This window comes from Hyunsoonleella sp. J2K-J805 (assembly GCF_057167125.1).
Genome location: NZ_CM169901.1, coordinates 2,923,392 through 2,938,662 on the forward strand (window position 1 = coordinate 2,923,392; position 15,271 = coordinate 2,938,662).

Annotated in this window: 10 protein-coding genes and 2 tRNA genes; 8 read left to right on the forward strand and 4 right to left on the reverse strand. The window is 33.6% G+C overall.

The features are described 5' to 3' along the window. Nucleotides 1-16: 16 nt before the first annotated feature. Both folK and AC1B0Z_RS12975 read left to right on the forward strand, forming a co-directional pair. Nucleotides 17-1,156 carry a 2-amino-4-hydroxy-6-hydroxymethyldihydropteridine diphosphokinase gene (gene folK, locus AC1B0Z_RS12970; RefSeq protein WP_483792466.1) on the forward strand — a complete coding sequence of 380 codons (1,140 nt, stop codon included), beginning with the start codon at nucleotides 17-19 and terminating at the stop codon, nucleotides 1,154-1,156. A gap of 227 nt (nucleotides 1,157-1,383) precedes the next feature. Then, the gene (locus AC1B0Z_RS12975) at nucleotides 1,384-2,343 is read left to right on the forward strand and encodes a hypothetical protein (RefSeq protein WP_483792467.1); all 960 of its coding nucleotides are present in this window, start codon (nucleotides 1,384-1,386) and stop codon (nucleotides 2,341-2,343) included. A 103-nt stretch (nucleotides 2,344-2,446) separates the two neighbouring features. Here AC1B0Z_RS12975 and AC1B0Z_RS12980 read toward each other — a convergent pair whose 3' ends face one another. The 3 genes from AC1B0Z_RS12980 to AC1B0Z_RS12990 are packed head-to-tail and all read right to left on the reverse strand — an operon-like array spanning nucleotide 2,447 to nucleotide 4,480. Beyond that, a complete protein-coding gene (locus tag AC1B0Z_RS12980; RefSeq protein ID WP_483792468.1) occupies nucleotides 2,447-3,151 on the reverse strand; it encodes a class I SAM-dependent methyltransferase in 705 nt (234 codons plus the stop codon). Beyond that, a complete protein-coding gene (locus AC1B0Z_RS12985; protein WP_483792469.1) occupies nucleotides 3,120-3,944 on the reverse strand; it encodes an O-methyltransferase in 825 nt (274 codons plus the stop codon). Before AC1B0Z_RS12985 ends, AC1B0Z_RS12980 begins: the two co-directional genes overlap by 32 nt. Then, nucleotides 3,941-4,480: an RNA methyltransferase gene (locus AC1B0Z_RS12990; protein ID WP_483792470.1), complete on the reverse strand. Its 540-nt coding sequence runs from the start codon at nucleotides 4,478-4,480 to the stop codon at nucleotides 3,941-3,943. Before AC1B0Z_RS12990 ends, AC1B0Z_RS12985 begins: the two co-directional genes overlap by 4 nt. Nucleotides 4,481-4,685: 205 nt before the next feature. Here AC1B0Z_RS12990 and mutS point away from each other — a divergent pair, with 205 nt between their 5' ends. The 5 genes from mutS to AC1B0Z_RS13015 all read left to right on the forward strand — a co-directional run bounded on the left by mutS (nucleotide 4,686) and on the right by AC1B0Z_RS13015 (nucleotide 9,449). Further along, nucleotides 4,686-7,298, forward strand: coding sequence for a DNA mismatch repair protein MutS (gene mutS, locus AC1B0Z_RS12995; RefSeq protein WP_483792471.1), 2,613 nt, complete (start codon nucleotides 4,686-4,688; stop codon nucleotides 7,296-7,298). Between the two features lie 118 nt (nucleotides 7,299-7,416). Further along, nucleotides 7,417-7,488, forward strand: a tRNA-Gly gene (locus AC1B0Z_RS13000). Between the two features lie 54 nt (nucleotides 7,489-7,542). Then, nucleotides 7,543-7,626, forward strand: a tRNA-Leu gene (locus AC1B0Z_RS13005). 309 nt (nucleotides 7,627-7,935) lie between these two features. Further along, a complete protein-coding gene (locus AC1B0Z_RS13010; RefSeq protein ID WP_483792472.1) occupies nucleotides 7,936-8,292 on the forward strand; it encodes a hypothetical protein in 357 nt (118 codons plus the stop codon). A 27-nt stretch (nucleotides 8,293-8,319) separates the two neighbouring features. Next, nucleotides 8,320-9,449, forward strand: a protein-coding gene (locus tag AC1B0Z_RS13015; protein WP_483792473.1) for an IS3 family transposase whose coding sequence is annotated in 2 segments (ribosomal slippage) — nucleotides 8,320-8,581 and nucleotides 8,581-9,449 — 1,131 coding nt in all. Because the reading frame shifts where the segments join, the coding sequence is not laid out codon by codon here. Between the two features lie 21 nt (nucleotides 9,450-9,470). Here the strand turns inward: AC1B0Z_RS13015 and AC1B0Z_RS13020 are convergent. Then, on the reverse strand, nucleotides 9,471-10,487 hold the full coding sequence (locus tag AC1B0Z_RS13020) for an AAA family ATPase (RefSeq protein ID WP_483792474.1): 1,017 nt from the start codon (nucleotides 10,485-10,487) through the stop codon (nucleotides 9,471-9,473). Nucleotides 10,488-10,950: 463 nt separating this feature from the next. Between AC1B0Z_RS13020 and AC1B0Z_RS13025 the strand changes: the two genes are divergently transcribed. After that, nucleotides 10,951-15,120: a hybrid sensor histidine kinase/response regulator gene (locus AC1B0Z_RS13025; RefSeq protein ID WP_483792475.1), complete on the forward strand. Its 4,170-nt coding sequence runs from the start codon at nucleotides 10,951-10,953 to the stop codon at nucleotides 15,118-15,120. The last annotated feature ends 151 nt before the right edge of the window (nucleotides 15,121-15,271 follow it).

Below are 15,271 nucleotides of genomic sequence, written 5' to 3' on the forward strand. Positions count from 1 at the left end.
ATTATTTTGCTTTTCCATGGAAAAACCCACAACCTTCCATATCGCATTGGGCAGTAACAAAGGTGATAAGTTTAAAAACTTGCAAGCTGCGGTAGATGCTATTTATGAGCGTTTAGGAAACATTAAATTAATTTCTAAAGTTTATAAATCTCCCGCATTTGGTTTTGAAGGTGATAATTTTTTAAACTGTTGCTTGGTTTTGGAGAGTTATTTAAAACCCCAAAGTGTTTTAGATAATTTACTTGAAATTGAAAACAAACTAGGGCGCACTCGAAGTAAAACTAAAGGTTATGAGGCTAGAACAATCGATTTGGACATTGTTTTTGCAGAAGACGCTATAATTGATACAACAACCTTACAAGTACCGCATCCTGAAATGCAAAAACGCAAGTTCGTTTTACTGCCTTTACACGATATTGCTTCAAAAGTAAATCATCCGAAATTGGATAAAGAAGTTTCTGTTTTACTTAAAGAGTGTGATGATGAATCTCAACTCGAACCCATCAAAATTTGGTTGAAAAACCCGAGTAGGAAATACGATTTCTCAAAATTTAATTATATCGCTATTGAAGGAAATATTGGTGCAGGAAAAACGAGTTTATCCACTAAAATAGCTTATGATTTTAATGCGAAATTAGTTTTAGAGCGTTTTGCTGACAACCCATTTTTGCCAAAATTTTACGAAGATGCCAATCGCTACGCCTTCACCTTAGAAATGTCGTTTTTGGCCGATCGTTATCAACAAATTTCGGATGATCTATCGCAACTAGATTTGTTTAAAGATTTCATTGTAAGCGATTATTATGTAGTAAAATCATTAATTTTCTCTAAGATTAATCTAAAGGGAGACGAATTTAATTTATACCGCAGATTATTCAACTTGATGTACAAGGATATTGCAAAACCCGAATTATACGTTTATTTATACCAAAACACCGAACGTTTACAACGAAATATTAAAAAACGTGGACGCGAGTACGAGCAAAACATTGCTGATGACTATCTTGAAAATATTAATGTTGGATATCTAGAGTTTTTAAAAACTCAAGACGATTTTAAAGTAAAAATTATAGATATTTCAGATAGGGATTTTATCGAAAATCGAGCAGATTATTTATGGGTTTTGGATGAAATATTACTAAATTCATCATGGTAATAAAAACAATCATCTCATACGGACGTAATTTTTATGCAATAAATCGATGAACAATTAAGTTATTTGTTTAGTAATTTGTGTAAATGAATTTACTGGATTTTTTTAAATACTACTATTTACTGGTTTAAATGCCTACATATAGGTTGTAAACATTAAAATTGGGCAGGATAGTTCAGGACGGATTACTTTCTTTTAAGCCTTAACTTTACCAAAAATTCTAAAAAATTATGAAAAAAATAAAGACTATAAACAAAATATTAACAATTACCTCTTTAATTGTTTTTATAGCTTTCTTTTCTTGTTCATCTGATGACATAGATCTTACCAAAGCAATAGAAGAAATCATTGTCGATCCGGACCCAGACCCAGACCCAGACCCAGACCCAGATCCAGATCCAGATTCATTGGTAGCAGTTGACGAAGATACGGGACCTATTACAACATGCACGCCAGAAGGTGAAAATGCTACCAGAACATCAAACGATTTACCAAACCCAGTTAATGTGGGGACTATTGACGATAGGAGTTGTTATGCAAATTACAAAGAAGTTGAAATTGATGGACTTACTTGGGGAGTATATAATATAACTGCTGGCTCCAATAATCAAGATGCAGCAAATACCTTACAACCTAGAATAGAACGCTCATTACCTATAGCTAACGCCAATGTAGGCTCATCTGTGAAATTTACAGGAGACTTTAGGATTCTTGAAGTAGCTGATGCTGGCTCTTTTGGTCAAGATGGTACTTACATAGCACAGGCCAAAGGACAACACACTGGCGGTGGAGGTTCTCCAGATCCTGCTATTTGTTTGTATAGAGCGCATCCTGTTTATGGTGAAGGTAGTAATGCAGACAAGCAGGTTGCTTTCGATATTTATGCTGAGCGTATAACAGAGCGTGGAGGATCAGGAAGTAGCGGTAGAGAAGTAGTTTTACTAAAAAGAGTCAATAAAAATGAAATAACTTCTTTTGTGTTAGAGGTAGGTTTTAAAGCAGATCCAAATGATTCTTCAAAAAAAATACACTATTGCAATGCCATAATTGGAGGTGAAGCATTTAATTGGAATATTCCCGATCCAGACAGAGGGACGCAATCGAAAATAAGATATGGCGTATACCGAGTTAGAGGCGGGAGAGCACAGATTAGATGGGCGAATACGACACATGATAGAGTTCAAAACTAATTTGAACTTAAACTAGAAGCGTATTCAGTATATGTAAAATAAACAAGGCTGCCTTCTCAGGTAGCCTTGTTTATTTAACGGACACAAGCAAGTATGAGACCTTTTAGGGTAATTGATATAATGTGGTGGTGATTTGACTTTTAGTGGGGCTCTCTAAATAATATGCCGTTAGGTGTTTCGCATGATTAATTTTTAAATTAAATGGCGGCTTTAATACATCAACGCCACTGTTGTGTTTTAAACGATTGCCTTGACCAGAAATAATGTCTTTATTTGAAATAAAATCACCTAATGGGACATGTTCAGTTAGAACAATGTATTTATAATCTTTTAGTTTTTTAAGGATGCTTTTAATTTCAGTATTAGATAAATGTTGTAATACTTGGCGCAAAATGATGCAATCTGCGTGAGGAAGGTTGTCTTTTGAAATGTCTAAACATTGAAACTCTAAATTATCTGCTTTAAATAGGGTTTTATTTCTTTTAACTAGGCTGTCTACAATATCAATAGCAATATATGTTTTAGTGAATTTTACAAGGTGCTTTCCAATATTAAAATCGCCACAGCCTAAATCGCAAACAGTTAAAGACTCTGTAAAGGATTCTAAAAAGTCTTTTACTACTTCAAGATATGTATTTACTATAGTTTTGTCGTGTGAGCCATAGCCTGAATAAAAGTCAAACTCAATCCCGCCCCAAAGATGTTTCTCATAAATTTGTGTCATGACATCTTTGGTAGGCCAAGGTTGCTTTTTTCTTTTCATTTTTTGAATTAAATCAATAGCTAAGGTGTAGACTGAAATGCTCATTTTTAGTGCTTTCGTCCTTGTCAATGATTACAACACCTTGTTCGTAAAGATCTATCGCGAAATTCACGTTAGCATCGCTTTTGATGATGTTCCATGCATCTTTCATTTCTTCGCTCCAATAAATGTCATCAAAAATGAAAATTGCTGGAGATGTCATTTTCGATTTTAATTCATTGAAATATTGAAGCGTTGGTGCTTTTCTGTGATTGCCATCAATGAATAACAGGTTGAAACACTTATCGTTCTGTAAAACCTTTGGAAAAGTATCTTCATATAAACCTTGAATTACTTCAAAATTATCAGAAGCAGTAATGATTTTAAACTGAGTTTTTGCTATTTCACACAGTTGCGGCAAGCCTTCCATAGTTATAAAATAGCCATTTTTGCCCTTAATTGCTTCCAAGAGATAAGTTCCAGAAATTCCCAGATTGGTGCCTATTTCAAGAATATTTGGATTGTCAATAGTTTTAGCAATTCCATACAATAATTGACACCATTTTGCTTTGGACGCTGCCTTTTTGCATATATCTGAAACAGCTGCAGTGTCGTTTAATCCAAATATTTCATAGCTAATTTCACTTTTATCTTTAAGAAGTGATTGTCTATATCTTTCACACCTTTTAAAAGCAGAAATATCATCAGCTGAAAAGTTTTTAGTCCTAACTTTAATGAAAGCATTCAAAAACAGCTTAAGCGTTGCATTTTCAACTTTGGCGATTTTTTTTATAGTTGCTTTTTGATGCAAGCGTTTTTTTAGTATTAATCTATGTTTGGTTACTTTTTTTGCAATCATATATAGGTTGTTTTAAGCTTGTTCATCACATCCCAAACCACAACGCCACAACTAACAGAAATATTTAAAGAGTGTTTAGTACCATATTGTGGAATTTCAATCACTACATCACTAGTTGAAACAATTTCTTGAGACACCCCTTTTACTTCGTTGCCAAAAACTAGCGCATATTTTTTATTGTTTTCAACCTTAAAATCATTAAGCATTGTGGCGTTTTCAGCTTGTTCAATACTACATATTTTAACGTTTTCCGATTTTAGTTTTTCTACTAGACCTAAAGTGTCTTCTGTATATGCCCAATCTACGGTTTCTGTGCTTCCTAAAGCTGTTTTATGTATGTCTTTGTGAGGCGGTTTTGCTGTAATACCGCAGAGGTAAATCTTTTCAATTAAAAATGCATCACTCGTTCTAAACACCGAGCCAATATTGTTTAAACTTCTAATATTATCAAGGATAATAATTATAGGTGTTTTTTTTGCAGCCTTAAAACCATCAACGCTTAATCTTTTTAGTTCGTTATTTTTTAGTTTACGCACTCTTCTGTTCTTATGTCATGCTGAGCGTAGTCGAAGCATTTTTTGGGATTAAGATTCTTCACTTCGTTCTGAATGACAAGTTATTGTTGAAATCTTTGGTTTATTGTAGATAACTTCTAAAACATCAACTTCAAAAAACATGAAATTAATAGTACATTGCATGCTACAATTTTTTCAAAAGTAACACATAAAAATCACTTTTCCATTGGCTAAAAAAGCAAAAAAAGAAACCCCGTTAATGAAACAATACAATGCCATTAAAGCAAAGTATCCTAATGCTTTGTTGCTGTTTCGTGTGGGCGATTTTTATGAAACCTTTGGAAGTGATGCTGTAAAAGCTGCAGGGATTTTGGGTATTATTTTAACCAAGCGTGGTGCTGGTAGTGAGAGCGAAACAGAATTAGCTGGATTTCCTCACCATTCCTTAAATACCTATTTGCCAAAATTGGTTAAAGCAGGCGAGCGTGTTGCTATATGTGATCAATTGGAAGATCCCAAGCAAACAAAAACCATAGTAAAGCGAGGCGTAACAGAATTGGTTACTCCTGGTGTAGCCTTAAATGATGAAGTTTTAGTCTCAAAATCGAACAACTTTTTGTGCTCGGTGTACTTTGATAAAAAATATATTGGAGTTTCGTTTTTAGATATTTCTACAGGAGAGTTTTTAACTTCACAAGGTAACGCTGAGTATATTGATAAGTTACTCCAAAATTTTAGCCCTAGTGAAATATTAGTTTCTAAACAAAAAAGAACACTTTTTAAAGATACTTTTGGAGATGATTTTCATACATTCTATTTGGAAGATTGGGTATATCAAACCGATTATGCTTATGAAACTTTAATTAAACATTTTGATACTAAAACACTTAAAGGTTTCGGTATTGAAGATTTATATGAGGGTATTATTGCATCTGGTTCTATATTACATTATTTAGGAGAAACACAGCATCATAAATTACAGCATATCACTTCAATTTCTAGAATTGCTGAAGATGATTATGTGTGGATGGATAAATTCACGATCAGAAATTTAGAGCTTTACAATTCAACTAACAATAATGCGGTAACTTTATTAAATATCATTGATAAAACCATATCGCCAATGGGCGGAAGGTTATTAAAACGGTGGTTGGCGTTGCCATTAAAAAATGTTGAAAAAATAAAACAGCGTCATGAAGTGGTTAGTTTTTTAACTAAAGATAATACCGTACTTCAAAAGATTCAAAATCATATTAAGCTTATTGGAGATTTAGAACGTTTAATTTCCAAAACGGCTACGGGAAAAGTTAATCCCCGCGAAGTTATTCAACTTAAAAATTCATTAGAAGCTATTGTTCCTATAAAATCGTTAGCTTCAAATTGTGATAATGAATCGCTAAAAATTATTGGAGATACGCTCCAAAGTTGCGATGTGCTTCGTGAAAAAATAAAGGAAACTTTAAATGAAGAAGCGCCCGTAAACGTTCTAAAAGGCAATAGTATTGCTGCTGGTTTTTCTTCAGAATTGGATGAATTAAGAGGTCTGTCTAAATCTGGTAAAGAGTACCTAGATAATATGTTAGAGCGTGAAAGTGAGCGTACAGGGATTACATCACTTAAAATAGCATCGAATAATGTTTTTGGTTACTATATTGAAGTTAGGAATACGCATAAAGATAAAGTTCCTGAGGAATGGATACGTAAACAAACATTAGTAAATGCTGAGCGCTACATTACTGAAGAACTCAAAGAGTACGAAGCTAAAATTTTAGGTGCTGAAGAACGTATTTTAGCTATTGAGCAACAGCTGTTTTCTGAGTTGGTTAGTTGGCTAAATCAATATATAAAACCCGTACAGCAAAATGCTTATTTAGTTGCTCAAATAGATTGTCTATGTGGATTTTCGCAATTAGCAAAAGATAATAATTACACCTATCCAATACTTGATGATTCGTTTGATTTGGAGATTAAAGATGGTCGTCATCCGGTAATTGAAAAACAATTACCAATTGGAGAAGCTTATATTTCAAATGATGTTTTTTTAGATAGAGTATCTCAACAAATTATCATGATTACAGGGCCTAATATGTCTGGTAAATCTGCAATTTTACGTCAAACAGCATTGATCGTTTTATTGGCGCAAATAGGAAGTTTTGTGCCTGCACAAGAGGTTAGAATTGGATTAGTTGATAAGATTTTTACTAGAGTAGGTGCTTCTGATAATATTTCGATGGGTGAATCTACTTTTATGGTAGAAATGAATGAAACGGCTTCTATTTTGAATAATATTTCAGATAGAAGTTTAGTCTTGTTAGATGAAATTGGACGTGGTACAAGTACTTATGATGGTATTTCAATAGCATGGGCGATTAGTGAGTATTTACATGAACACCCTGCAAAACCAAAAACGTTATTTGCAACGCATTATCATGAGTTAAATGAAATGAGTGAGACTTTCGGTCGAATAAAAAATTTCAATGTCTCTGTAAAAGAGTTAAAAGACAATGTGTTGTTTTTAAGAAAGTTAGTTGAAGGTGGTAGTGCTCATAGTTTTGGTATTCATGTAGCTAAAATGGCTGGCATGCCACAACAGGTGTTACGAAGAGCCAATAAAATTCTCGAAAAGCTTGAAAAATCGCATTCTAGTGAAGAGCTTACAGATAAAGTAAAGACCTTGCATGATGATATGCAATTAAGCTTCTTTAATTTGGATGATCCGTTGTTGGAAAATATTAAGGACGAGATCCTTCATACTGATATTGATACCCTAACTCCAGTGGAAGCACTTATGAAATTAAATGAGATAAAGCGTATGTTGGTAAAGAAAAAACAGGCGTAAATTTAATTTCATTTATTTTTGTAAAAGGCTTTGCAATTCCTAGAAATATTTTAAATTTGCACCTGCCTAACGAGCAGGTAGGTTCGCAATCGTAAGGTTGTACGTTCATTAAAACAATGCGAAAGTAGCTCAGGGGTAGAGCATCACCTTGCCAAGGTGAGGGTCGCGGGTTCAAATCCCGTCTTTCGCTCTGAAACTTTCTTAAAATATACCAATTCAATGTGCATTAGCACTGTCGAATTATGCTGAAGTGGTGGAATTGGTAGACACGTTGGACTTAAAATCCAATGGACATTAGTCCGTGCGGGTTCAAGTCCCGCCTTCAGTACAAAGCCTTTACAAGATTTCTTGTAGAGGCTTTTTTATTTAGGTACAGCAAATAGGCTACTTTTATATTTATTTATGTTGGATAAAATTTTATCTGCCTCCCTTTTTTTTTAAAATGAATGATTTCTATTTAATATTTTTAAAACAATTTCTTCAATCCAATTAGAGTTAAAAATAGAATCACTAATAATTATTTGATTTTATTAAAAGAGGAAGGGCTAACAAAACCTATTAATTATTGATAGAGAATTTTTGTAGGTTTTGTTTTATATTTGTATGAGTCTTTTATTGTTATTAAAAAATTAGTTCTATGGGATTCTCAGATTTTTATGGACCATTATACCTTTCTTCTTTTGTTGTTGGTTTTCTATTAGTGATAGTTTGGATTCTTATTTCTGGATTTTTGGGAGCATTTAAAGGAGGAAAAACTAAATTATTTGCTTATTACATAGCTTTTCCAATAATTGTTTTAGGACCTGTCTCAATAATTACTGTGCATTCTTCTAAAATCTTTTTTAATTTAAACCTGATTGAAGAAACTCAAAATAAGAAAGAGGCCTTAGAAGATAGAACTTATGAATACCAGTTTGATGAAATAACAAGTATTTTAAAAGAGTTGTCTGATAATTTTAAGCTTCCCATAAAACCGAACTGTTTAAAAGTATAAAAATAGTTTTAACTTTAAACAGTAATTATGAGAAGAAGTAAATTTTCACCGCAACAGATTGCAAAGATTTTAAAGGAGTTCGACAATGGTAAAAGTGTCGATGAAATTAGCCGTGAACACGGTGTGAGTTCTGCGGCTTTTTACAAGTGGCGTTCCAAATATGCAGGAATGAATTCTAAGGAACTCAAAAGGCTCAAGGAGCTTGAAGAAGAAAACCGTAAGCTCAAGCAGCTGTATGCTACTCTGGCACTTGATCATCAAATGGCTAAGGAGATTATTGAAAAAAAGCTATAAAGCCCTGTCGTAAAAGAGCAATTACCAAAGAACTTATTCATTACGGCATTAGCAGGGCGTGCCGTGTTTTAGGGATGAGTAAGAGTGTCTATTACTACAAGCCATTGCCCAAGGACGATACGGCTATAGAACAGGCTTTGCAACAAAAAGCAAAAGATCACTCAGAAGAGGGGTTTTGGAAGGCCTATGATCGCCTAAGAGAGGAAGGTAAACCTTGGAATCACAAAAGAGTGCATCGTGTTTATGTAGCATTGGGGCTTCCATTGCGAAGAAAGGTTAAGAAACGTCTGCCTGCTAGGGTTAAAGAGCCTTTAGAGGTTCCAAATGAACTGAACCATACTTGGAGTATGGATTTTATAACAGATGTCTTAGAGAACAAGAGACGCTTCAGGGCATTCAATATCATAGATGATTTTAATAGAGAGGCACTTCATATTGAAGTTGATTATTCATTGATGAGTAATCGTATTGTCTGGGTACTGAATCATTTAATTAATAAAAAAGGGAAGCCTCAACGGATACGGATGGACAATGGCCCAGAGTTTATAGCGCATATCACAAATGATTGGAGCCAAATGCACGAAATAGAGTTTACGTATATTCAACCAGGTAAACCTACACAAAATGCATTTATAGAACGCTTTAATGGTTCTTACAGGCGTGGGGTTTTAAACAAATATATTTTTGAAGACCTACATCAAGTACGTGAGCAAACCCAAATCTGGATGGATGATTATAACCATAACAGACCACATGATAGCTTGGGGAAAATATCACCCGTGAAATATGCAAAGCTTAATTCCTCTGGGGCTAGCCCCAGAGGAATTAAAAACAAATTAAATAATGTAATTTTGGAAAAATAAGCAGTTCTAATGAAGGGAAGCTTACAGGATATGCTCTCTACCTCTTGTATCTGTTACAATAATCTCTTTGTTTTTGACTTTTGTAACTGTGAGTGCCGAACCCTTTTTAATGCCTCCATTATCCGAGGGTAAATTTTGATGGGTTTGTATTATCTGCCCCTGTTTATAAAAGCGATAATCTTGTTTCTGCGTTAAGGTGAGATGGTGGTTTTCAAATACGGTAAACTGTTTTTCTCGTTTTCCAAGTTGTTTATTCTCTCTCAACCCTTTACGAATACCCACATTGATAATTTTCATTTGTTCTCTGGTGGGCGTGACCACCAAAGCAGATTTTCTCTTTTTCTTAGTATCGAGATAATCTGAAACTAACTGCTCTGATAGTTTTGTAGCGTCAAACTCAATAATACTTCCCATGTCATCAAGAATAGAAAATCCTATTTTGATATTACCTTTGCTGATTTCTGCCACAGCAGATTTATAGGTATCATTCTTTTGCCGATAAATTGTCTCTAGGGACATTTGGGGAATTTTGCCAACATCACGAAGCAGGCGCATAGCATCACCCCTCATGACAACCGTGTGTTGTTTGGGGTCACCAACAAGAACAACTCGTGCCTTATTCTTGGTGGTCAATTTCAAAAGTGCTGACATATCTTGTGAACCCAACATACCTGCCTCATCAATAATAACAACCTGACCATGGATTTTCTCCTGTATTGTTTTGTCAATCAAAAGGCGTGCAATCGTATCGGCTTGTTCAAAGCCTTCCTTTTTTAAAACATCTCTTGAAGCCTCAGCCGTTGGCGCAAAAAGAAATACCTCTTTCCCTGTTTCTTCAATCTCTGGTACAAGGGTTTTAAAAAGCGTTGTTTTTCCAGTGCCAGCCCCACCGCGTATCATAGTTAACTGATCTTGCGAGCGCATCACATGATCGAGAACCACTCTTTGCTCTTCATTGAGGTTTTTATGCTTGTTAGCACCGTAATCATATTTTAAAGGGCGCACTCTACCAATACCATCACGAGCAAGATTAATCATGATGCGCTCTTCTTTATGGACTAGCTCTGTGGTACAGAGTTTTTGGTTGCCCACATGAAAAACAGAGCTTACAAATAAAGGCAAACAATGCTAATCTCAGGCCATACATATTCTCGATAAATCAATTTAAGTTAAAATACAATACTTTTTCCGAAAAGAAAAAAAGAGTTCAAATCTCTCTTTTCCAGCTTTCCTAGTATAATTCTTTCGATATTTCGTCAAGAATATCGTTAAGAGTTGCACTGGTGTGAACAGGTTCAACGCTTTTGGGGGCTATAAAATAAGTCAATCTAGTGTGCAAAGGCCTTATCAAATTTGATAAGGCTTTTCTTGCTGTTAGTTTTTTAGAGATTTCTCACTTAAAACGCATCAAAGCAATAGAGGAAGTAAATTATTTGATATATTGATGCACCGTATTGAAATGAAACTAATTATTTTGAGCTTAATTTATGGCTAACAATTTATGAGACTTCCGTTTATATCTCTTTTTTATATTCTTTTGATGCTGCCACAGTGGACTTTGTGTCAAGAAAGTCAAGGCTTTAGGTTTGTAAATATTAAAAATGATATTTCAAAAACCGCATTCTCTACATTAATTCAAGATCACTATGGTTTTATTTGGATGGGAACCTACGGAACAGGTGTTTACAGATTTGATGGCATCAATTACACACAATATACGCAGCGGATAAAAGACTCAACATCTTTGAGTAACAGTAGGGTAGAGTGTTCTTTTTTAGATATTAAAAATAGACTCTGGTTTGGTACCGAAAACGGATTAAACCTTTATGATAGAAAATTAGATAGGTTTAGGCGAATATTTTTAAATAAGCAACATAAAGATGGAGAATACATTGGAATAATTGGAGAAGATAATAAAGGCAACCTTATCGTTGGCACGTATCATCTAGGTGTTTTTTTAATAAATAAAAATACGCTTGAGATACAAGAATTAATTAATAAAACGTCAATACAAAATACTAATTTACTTAAATTTAAAAGTATTAGTATTTCGCAAAATGGTAAGGTTTTTTTGGGTTCTAACCACGGACTGAAAGAATTAGATTTAATAAATAATTGTTATAGAGATGTAGATTTTTTTATCGCCAATAAAACTTTAAAAACAGCAAATATAGAGCGATTAAAAATTGATAAAAGTAATAATCTATGGGTTGGTACTGTTTCCAATGGCTTGTTTAAATGTAAGTTAACAAATACCTCCAGTGACATAATTACAGATGTAGAGGAGTTTTATGTCAAAAAAAATAAGATCTTAGATATCATAGAATTAAATGATGGAACGCTACTTGTTAGCTCAGAGAATAATGGGTTATATCATTTAGATAACACCAATACTCTTATTCATCATTATCTAACCAATAAGGCTAAAGAAAACAGTATTTTACATAATTCTATCTGGTCTCTTATGCAAGATGATACAGGAAGGGTTTGGATAGGCTATTTTAATAGCGGTTTGGCTGTTAGCGACGAACTTTACGATAGGTTTTTACAGATTAAAAGCCTTCCAAATAACACCAATTCTTTAAAAACAGGTTCAGTAACGGGTATAGCTAAATATAAACCCAACGAACTCTGGATTGCTACCGATGGTGGAGGCATAAATATTTATAACCAAACAACGAGGAATTTTAAGCATATTAATGCAGAAGATGTTGGTGATTATTCAGGTCTTAATTCAGATTACATCATAAATATATATGTAGATTCTAAAGACAACTTATGGGCAGCTAGTTGGGATAAAGGTATGTATCTCTCTAAAAAAGATTCAAAACAATTTAGAAATCTTAATGAGCTAGCTACAGGCGATCAGTTAGAGTCGAAATCCATAATGTCGATGTATGAAGATTCCAAACAAAGGGTTTGGATTGGGACATTTTACAACGGTCTTTATTCTTTTGATTTGAATACTTATATTTTGAAAAAGTATAATTCTAAAAGCTTTAATGATACAGGTCTTTCCAGAGCAGATATAAGGGTAATATTTGTAGATTCTGAGGATATTATCTGGGTTGGTACAATGAATGGTTTATTTAAAGTAACTGAGGATAGTGAAGGTAATTTTAAAGTTATCTCTTTTAAAGAGCGTATGCCAAGAGCCTATAACAACCCAGCAAATGCAAATCATATTTTATCTATAATACAGGCAGATACGAATAGTATCTGGATTGGTACTCAAGGAGCAGGTTTATGTAAATACAATAAAATTAATGATGAGCTAAGGTGGTATAATAAGCTTAACGGTTTAAACGAAGAGAATATTGGCTCATTAATTTACGATGAGGCAGGCGATTTGTGGATTGGTGGTAACGAGGGACTCACAAAAATGAGTAAAATAGATACAACTTATACAAATTTCAATATTAATGACGGTTTGTTGTCTAACGATTTTAATTTTAGCGCTGTTTTTAAAGATGATGAAGGCATACTGTATTTTGGGAATTACAAAGGGGTAGATTATTTTAATCCTAAAGACATTCAAATTAATAAAAATATACCCTCTATACACTTAACTGATTTTAGGATTTTTAATGAAAAGGTTTTACCTGAAAGTGACAACTCCCCATTAGATAAAGTAATAGGAGAAACTTCTGAAATAACATTAAATCACAAACAATCTGTTTTTACAATAGAATTTACGGCTCTGAATTACACACGGCCAGAGAAAAATAATTATGCCTATTATTTAGAAGGTTACGAGAAAACCTGGAATTATGTAGGGCATAAACGTACCGCAACATATACAAATTTAGATGCAGGAGATTATGTATTCAAATTAAAAGCATCTAACAATGACGATGTATGGAATGAAACGCCTTTAGAACTAAAAATAAAAGTGTTGCCTCCATGGTGGCTAAGCAATTGGGCTATTTTTATTTACATATTAATGTTTTTATTAGGTGTTTACTTGCTTAATTTTTTAACTAAGAGGCGCATTAAAGAAAGGGAAACATTAAAAACTGAGCGTTTACAACAATCTCAAAAGGATGAGCTTAACACAAAAAAAATACAATTTTTTACCAATATTTCACACGAATTTAGAACACCACTCACACTCATTCTTAATCCTTTAAAGGATATTATCGCTCATAATAAAAGTTTACCGCCTGATGTAAGGCACAAACATTCTATAATTTACAAGAATACTGATAGGCTATTCAGGTTAATTAACGAATTAATGGATTTAAGAAAATTAGAGCTGAATAAAATGAATGTTAAGGCGCAGGCCATTAATATTGTTCAATTTTCGAGAGATATTGCTGGTTATTTTGATGAAGAGACTAATAGAAAAAATATCTTGCTAAATGTTGATGCTGATATCCCAGACATCACCCTATGGGCAGATATTGAGATGCTAGAAAAAATAGTTTTTAACTTACTGTCAAATGCGATAAAGGTAACACTAAGTGGTGGTGCTATAACTGTTGAGTTAATTGCATCACAGAAAACAAAAATACTACCCTTAGTGAATGATGTTAATCCCGTAAAAACCATTGAACTTATAATTACTGATACAGGCCCAGGAATGAGCAATGAAGAGGTCGATAAAATTTTTGAGCGTTTTTATCAAGTAGAGGGCTTAAATAAAACCTACATTGGTGGTACTGGTATTGGCTTAGAAGTGGTAAAGAGTTTTGTAAACTTACACAAAGGTGAAATTTCAGTAACAAGCAAGTTAGGTAAAGGCACAAGTTTCAAAATTGAATTTCCAGAGGGTAACAATCATTTAAAAGCAGATCAAATTATTTTGAATAACAATGAAGCGTTTGCTTCTAAATCTGATTTTATAAATAAGCCTGTTAGTGATGTTGAAGCTATTCCCCTTACAGAAAATAAAAGTTTACAACATTCCGCAACAGTCTTGGTCGTAGAGGATAATTTAGAGCTTATAGATTATTTAAAACTGGAATTAAGTAAAGAATACCGGGTGATATCTGCAGATAATGGTAAGGATGGTTTTAAATTGGCAAAAAATAACTTACCTGATGTAATAATAACCGATGTAATTATGCCAGAAATGGATGGTTTTCAGTTTTGTAAATTAATAAAAACCAATACAACCACAAGCCATATCCCATTATTAATGCTTACAGCGAAGGCATCTATTGAAAATAGAATTGAAGGATTGGAAAATGGTGCCGATGCTTACATGGTAAAACCATTCGATTCTAAGTTATTAAAACTAAGACTTGATCAACTCATCCAAAGCAGACAGTTGATTTTTGATAAATACTTTGGGGCAATAAGTGGTGGGGGTAATATAAATGCAGCATCTGCAGCCACGTCATTAGACAAGGGTTTTGTTGAAAAACTATTATTTTATGTTAATGAAAATATGGGTGATTCTAATTTTAGTGTAGAGGAGCTGGCTGCACATTTAGGTTTAAGTAGAAGTCAATTGTATAGAAAAGTAAAAGCACTTACAGGACAAACCGCAAACGAGTTTATACGTAAAGTAAGATTGGAACGCGCAAGAAATATTTTAGAGAGTGGTAAATCTAATATTAGTGAAGTATGTTATGCTGTAGGTTTTACATCACCTTCCTATTTTTCAAAGTGCTTTAAGGCACATTTTGGAATTTTACCAAACCAAATAGAGTCCAAAACCAGTTAAATTTCTCTTTTCGTTGGTCTCATTTAAGCTACTTATGAAACATATGTTGTACTTAATGAAAAATATGTTGCACCCCTGAGTGTCTACTACAATTGCGCTACATATTTAGCATATTCTGCACGTTACGTTTTAATTTACAACCTAGAGAGTG

Coding starts and splice junctions, on each gene's coding strand:
- AC1B0Z_RS13025 (WP_483792475.1), top strand. CDS start 10,951: ATGAGACTTCCGTTTATATCTCTTTTTTATATTCTTTTGATGCTGCCA.
- AC1B0Z_RS12985 (WP_483792469.1), bottom strand. CDS start 3,944: ATGATTGCAAAAAAAGTAACCAAACATAGATTAATACTAAAAAAACGC.
- AC1B0Z_RS12980 (WP_483792468.1), bottom strand. CDS start 3,151: ATGAGCATTTCAGTCTACACCTTAGCTATTGATTTAATTCAAAAAATG.
- AC1B0Z_RS12975 (WP_483792467.1), top strand. CDS start 1,384: ATGAAAAAAATAAAGACTATAAACAAAATATTAACAATTACCTCTTTA.
- AC1B0Z_RS13010 (WP_483792472.1), top strand. CDS start 7,936: ATGGGATTCTCAGATTTTTATGGACCATTATACCTTTCTTCTTTTGTT.
- AC1B0Z_RS13020 (WP_483792474.1), bottom strand. CDS start 10,487: ATGATTAATCTTGCTCGTGATGGTATTGGTAGAGTGCGCCCTTTAAAA.
- folK (WP_483792466.1), top strand. CDS start 17: ATGGAAAAACCCACAACCTTCCATATCGCATTGGGCAGTAACAAAGGT.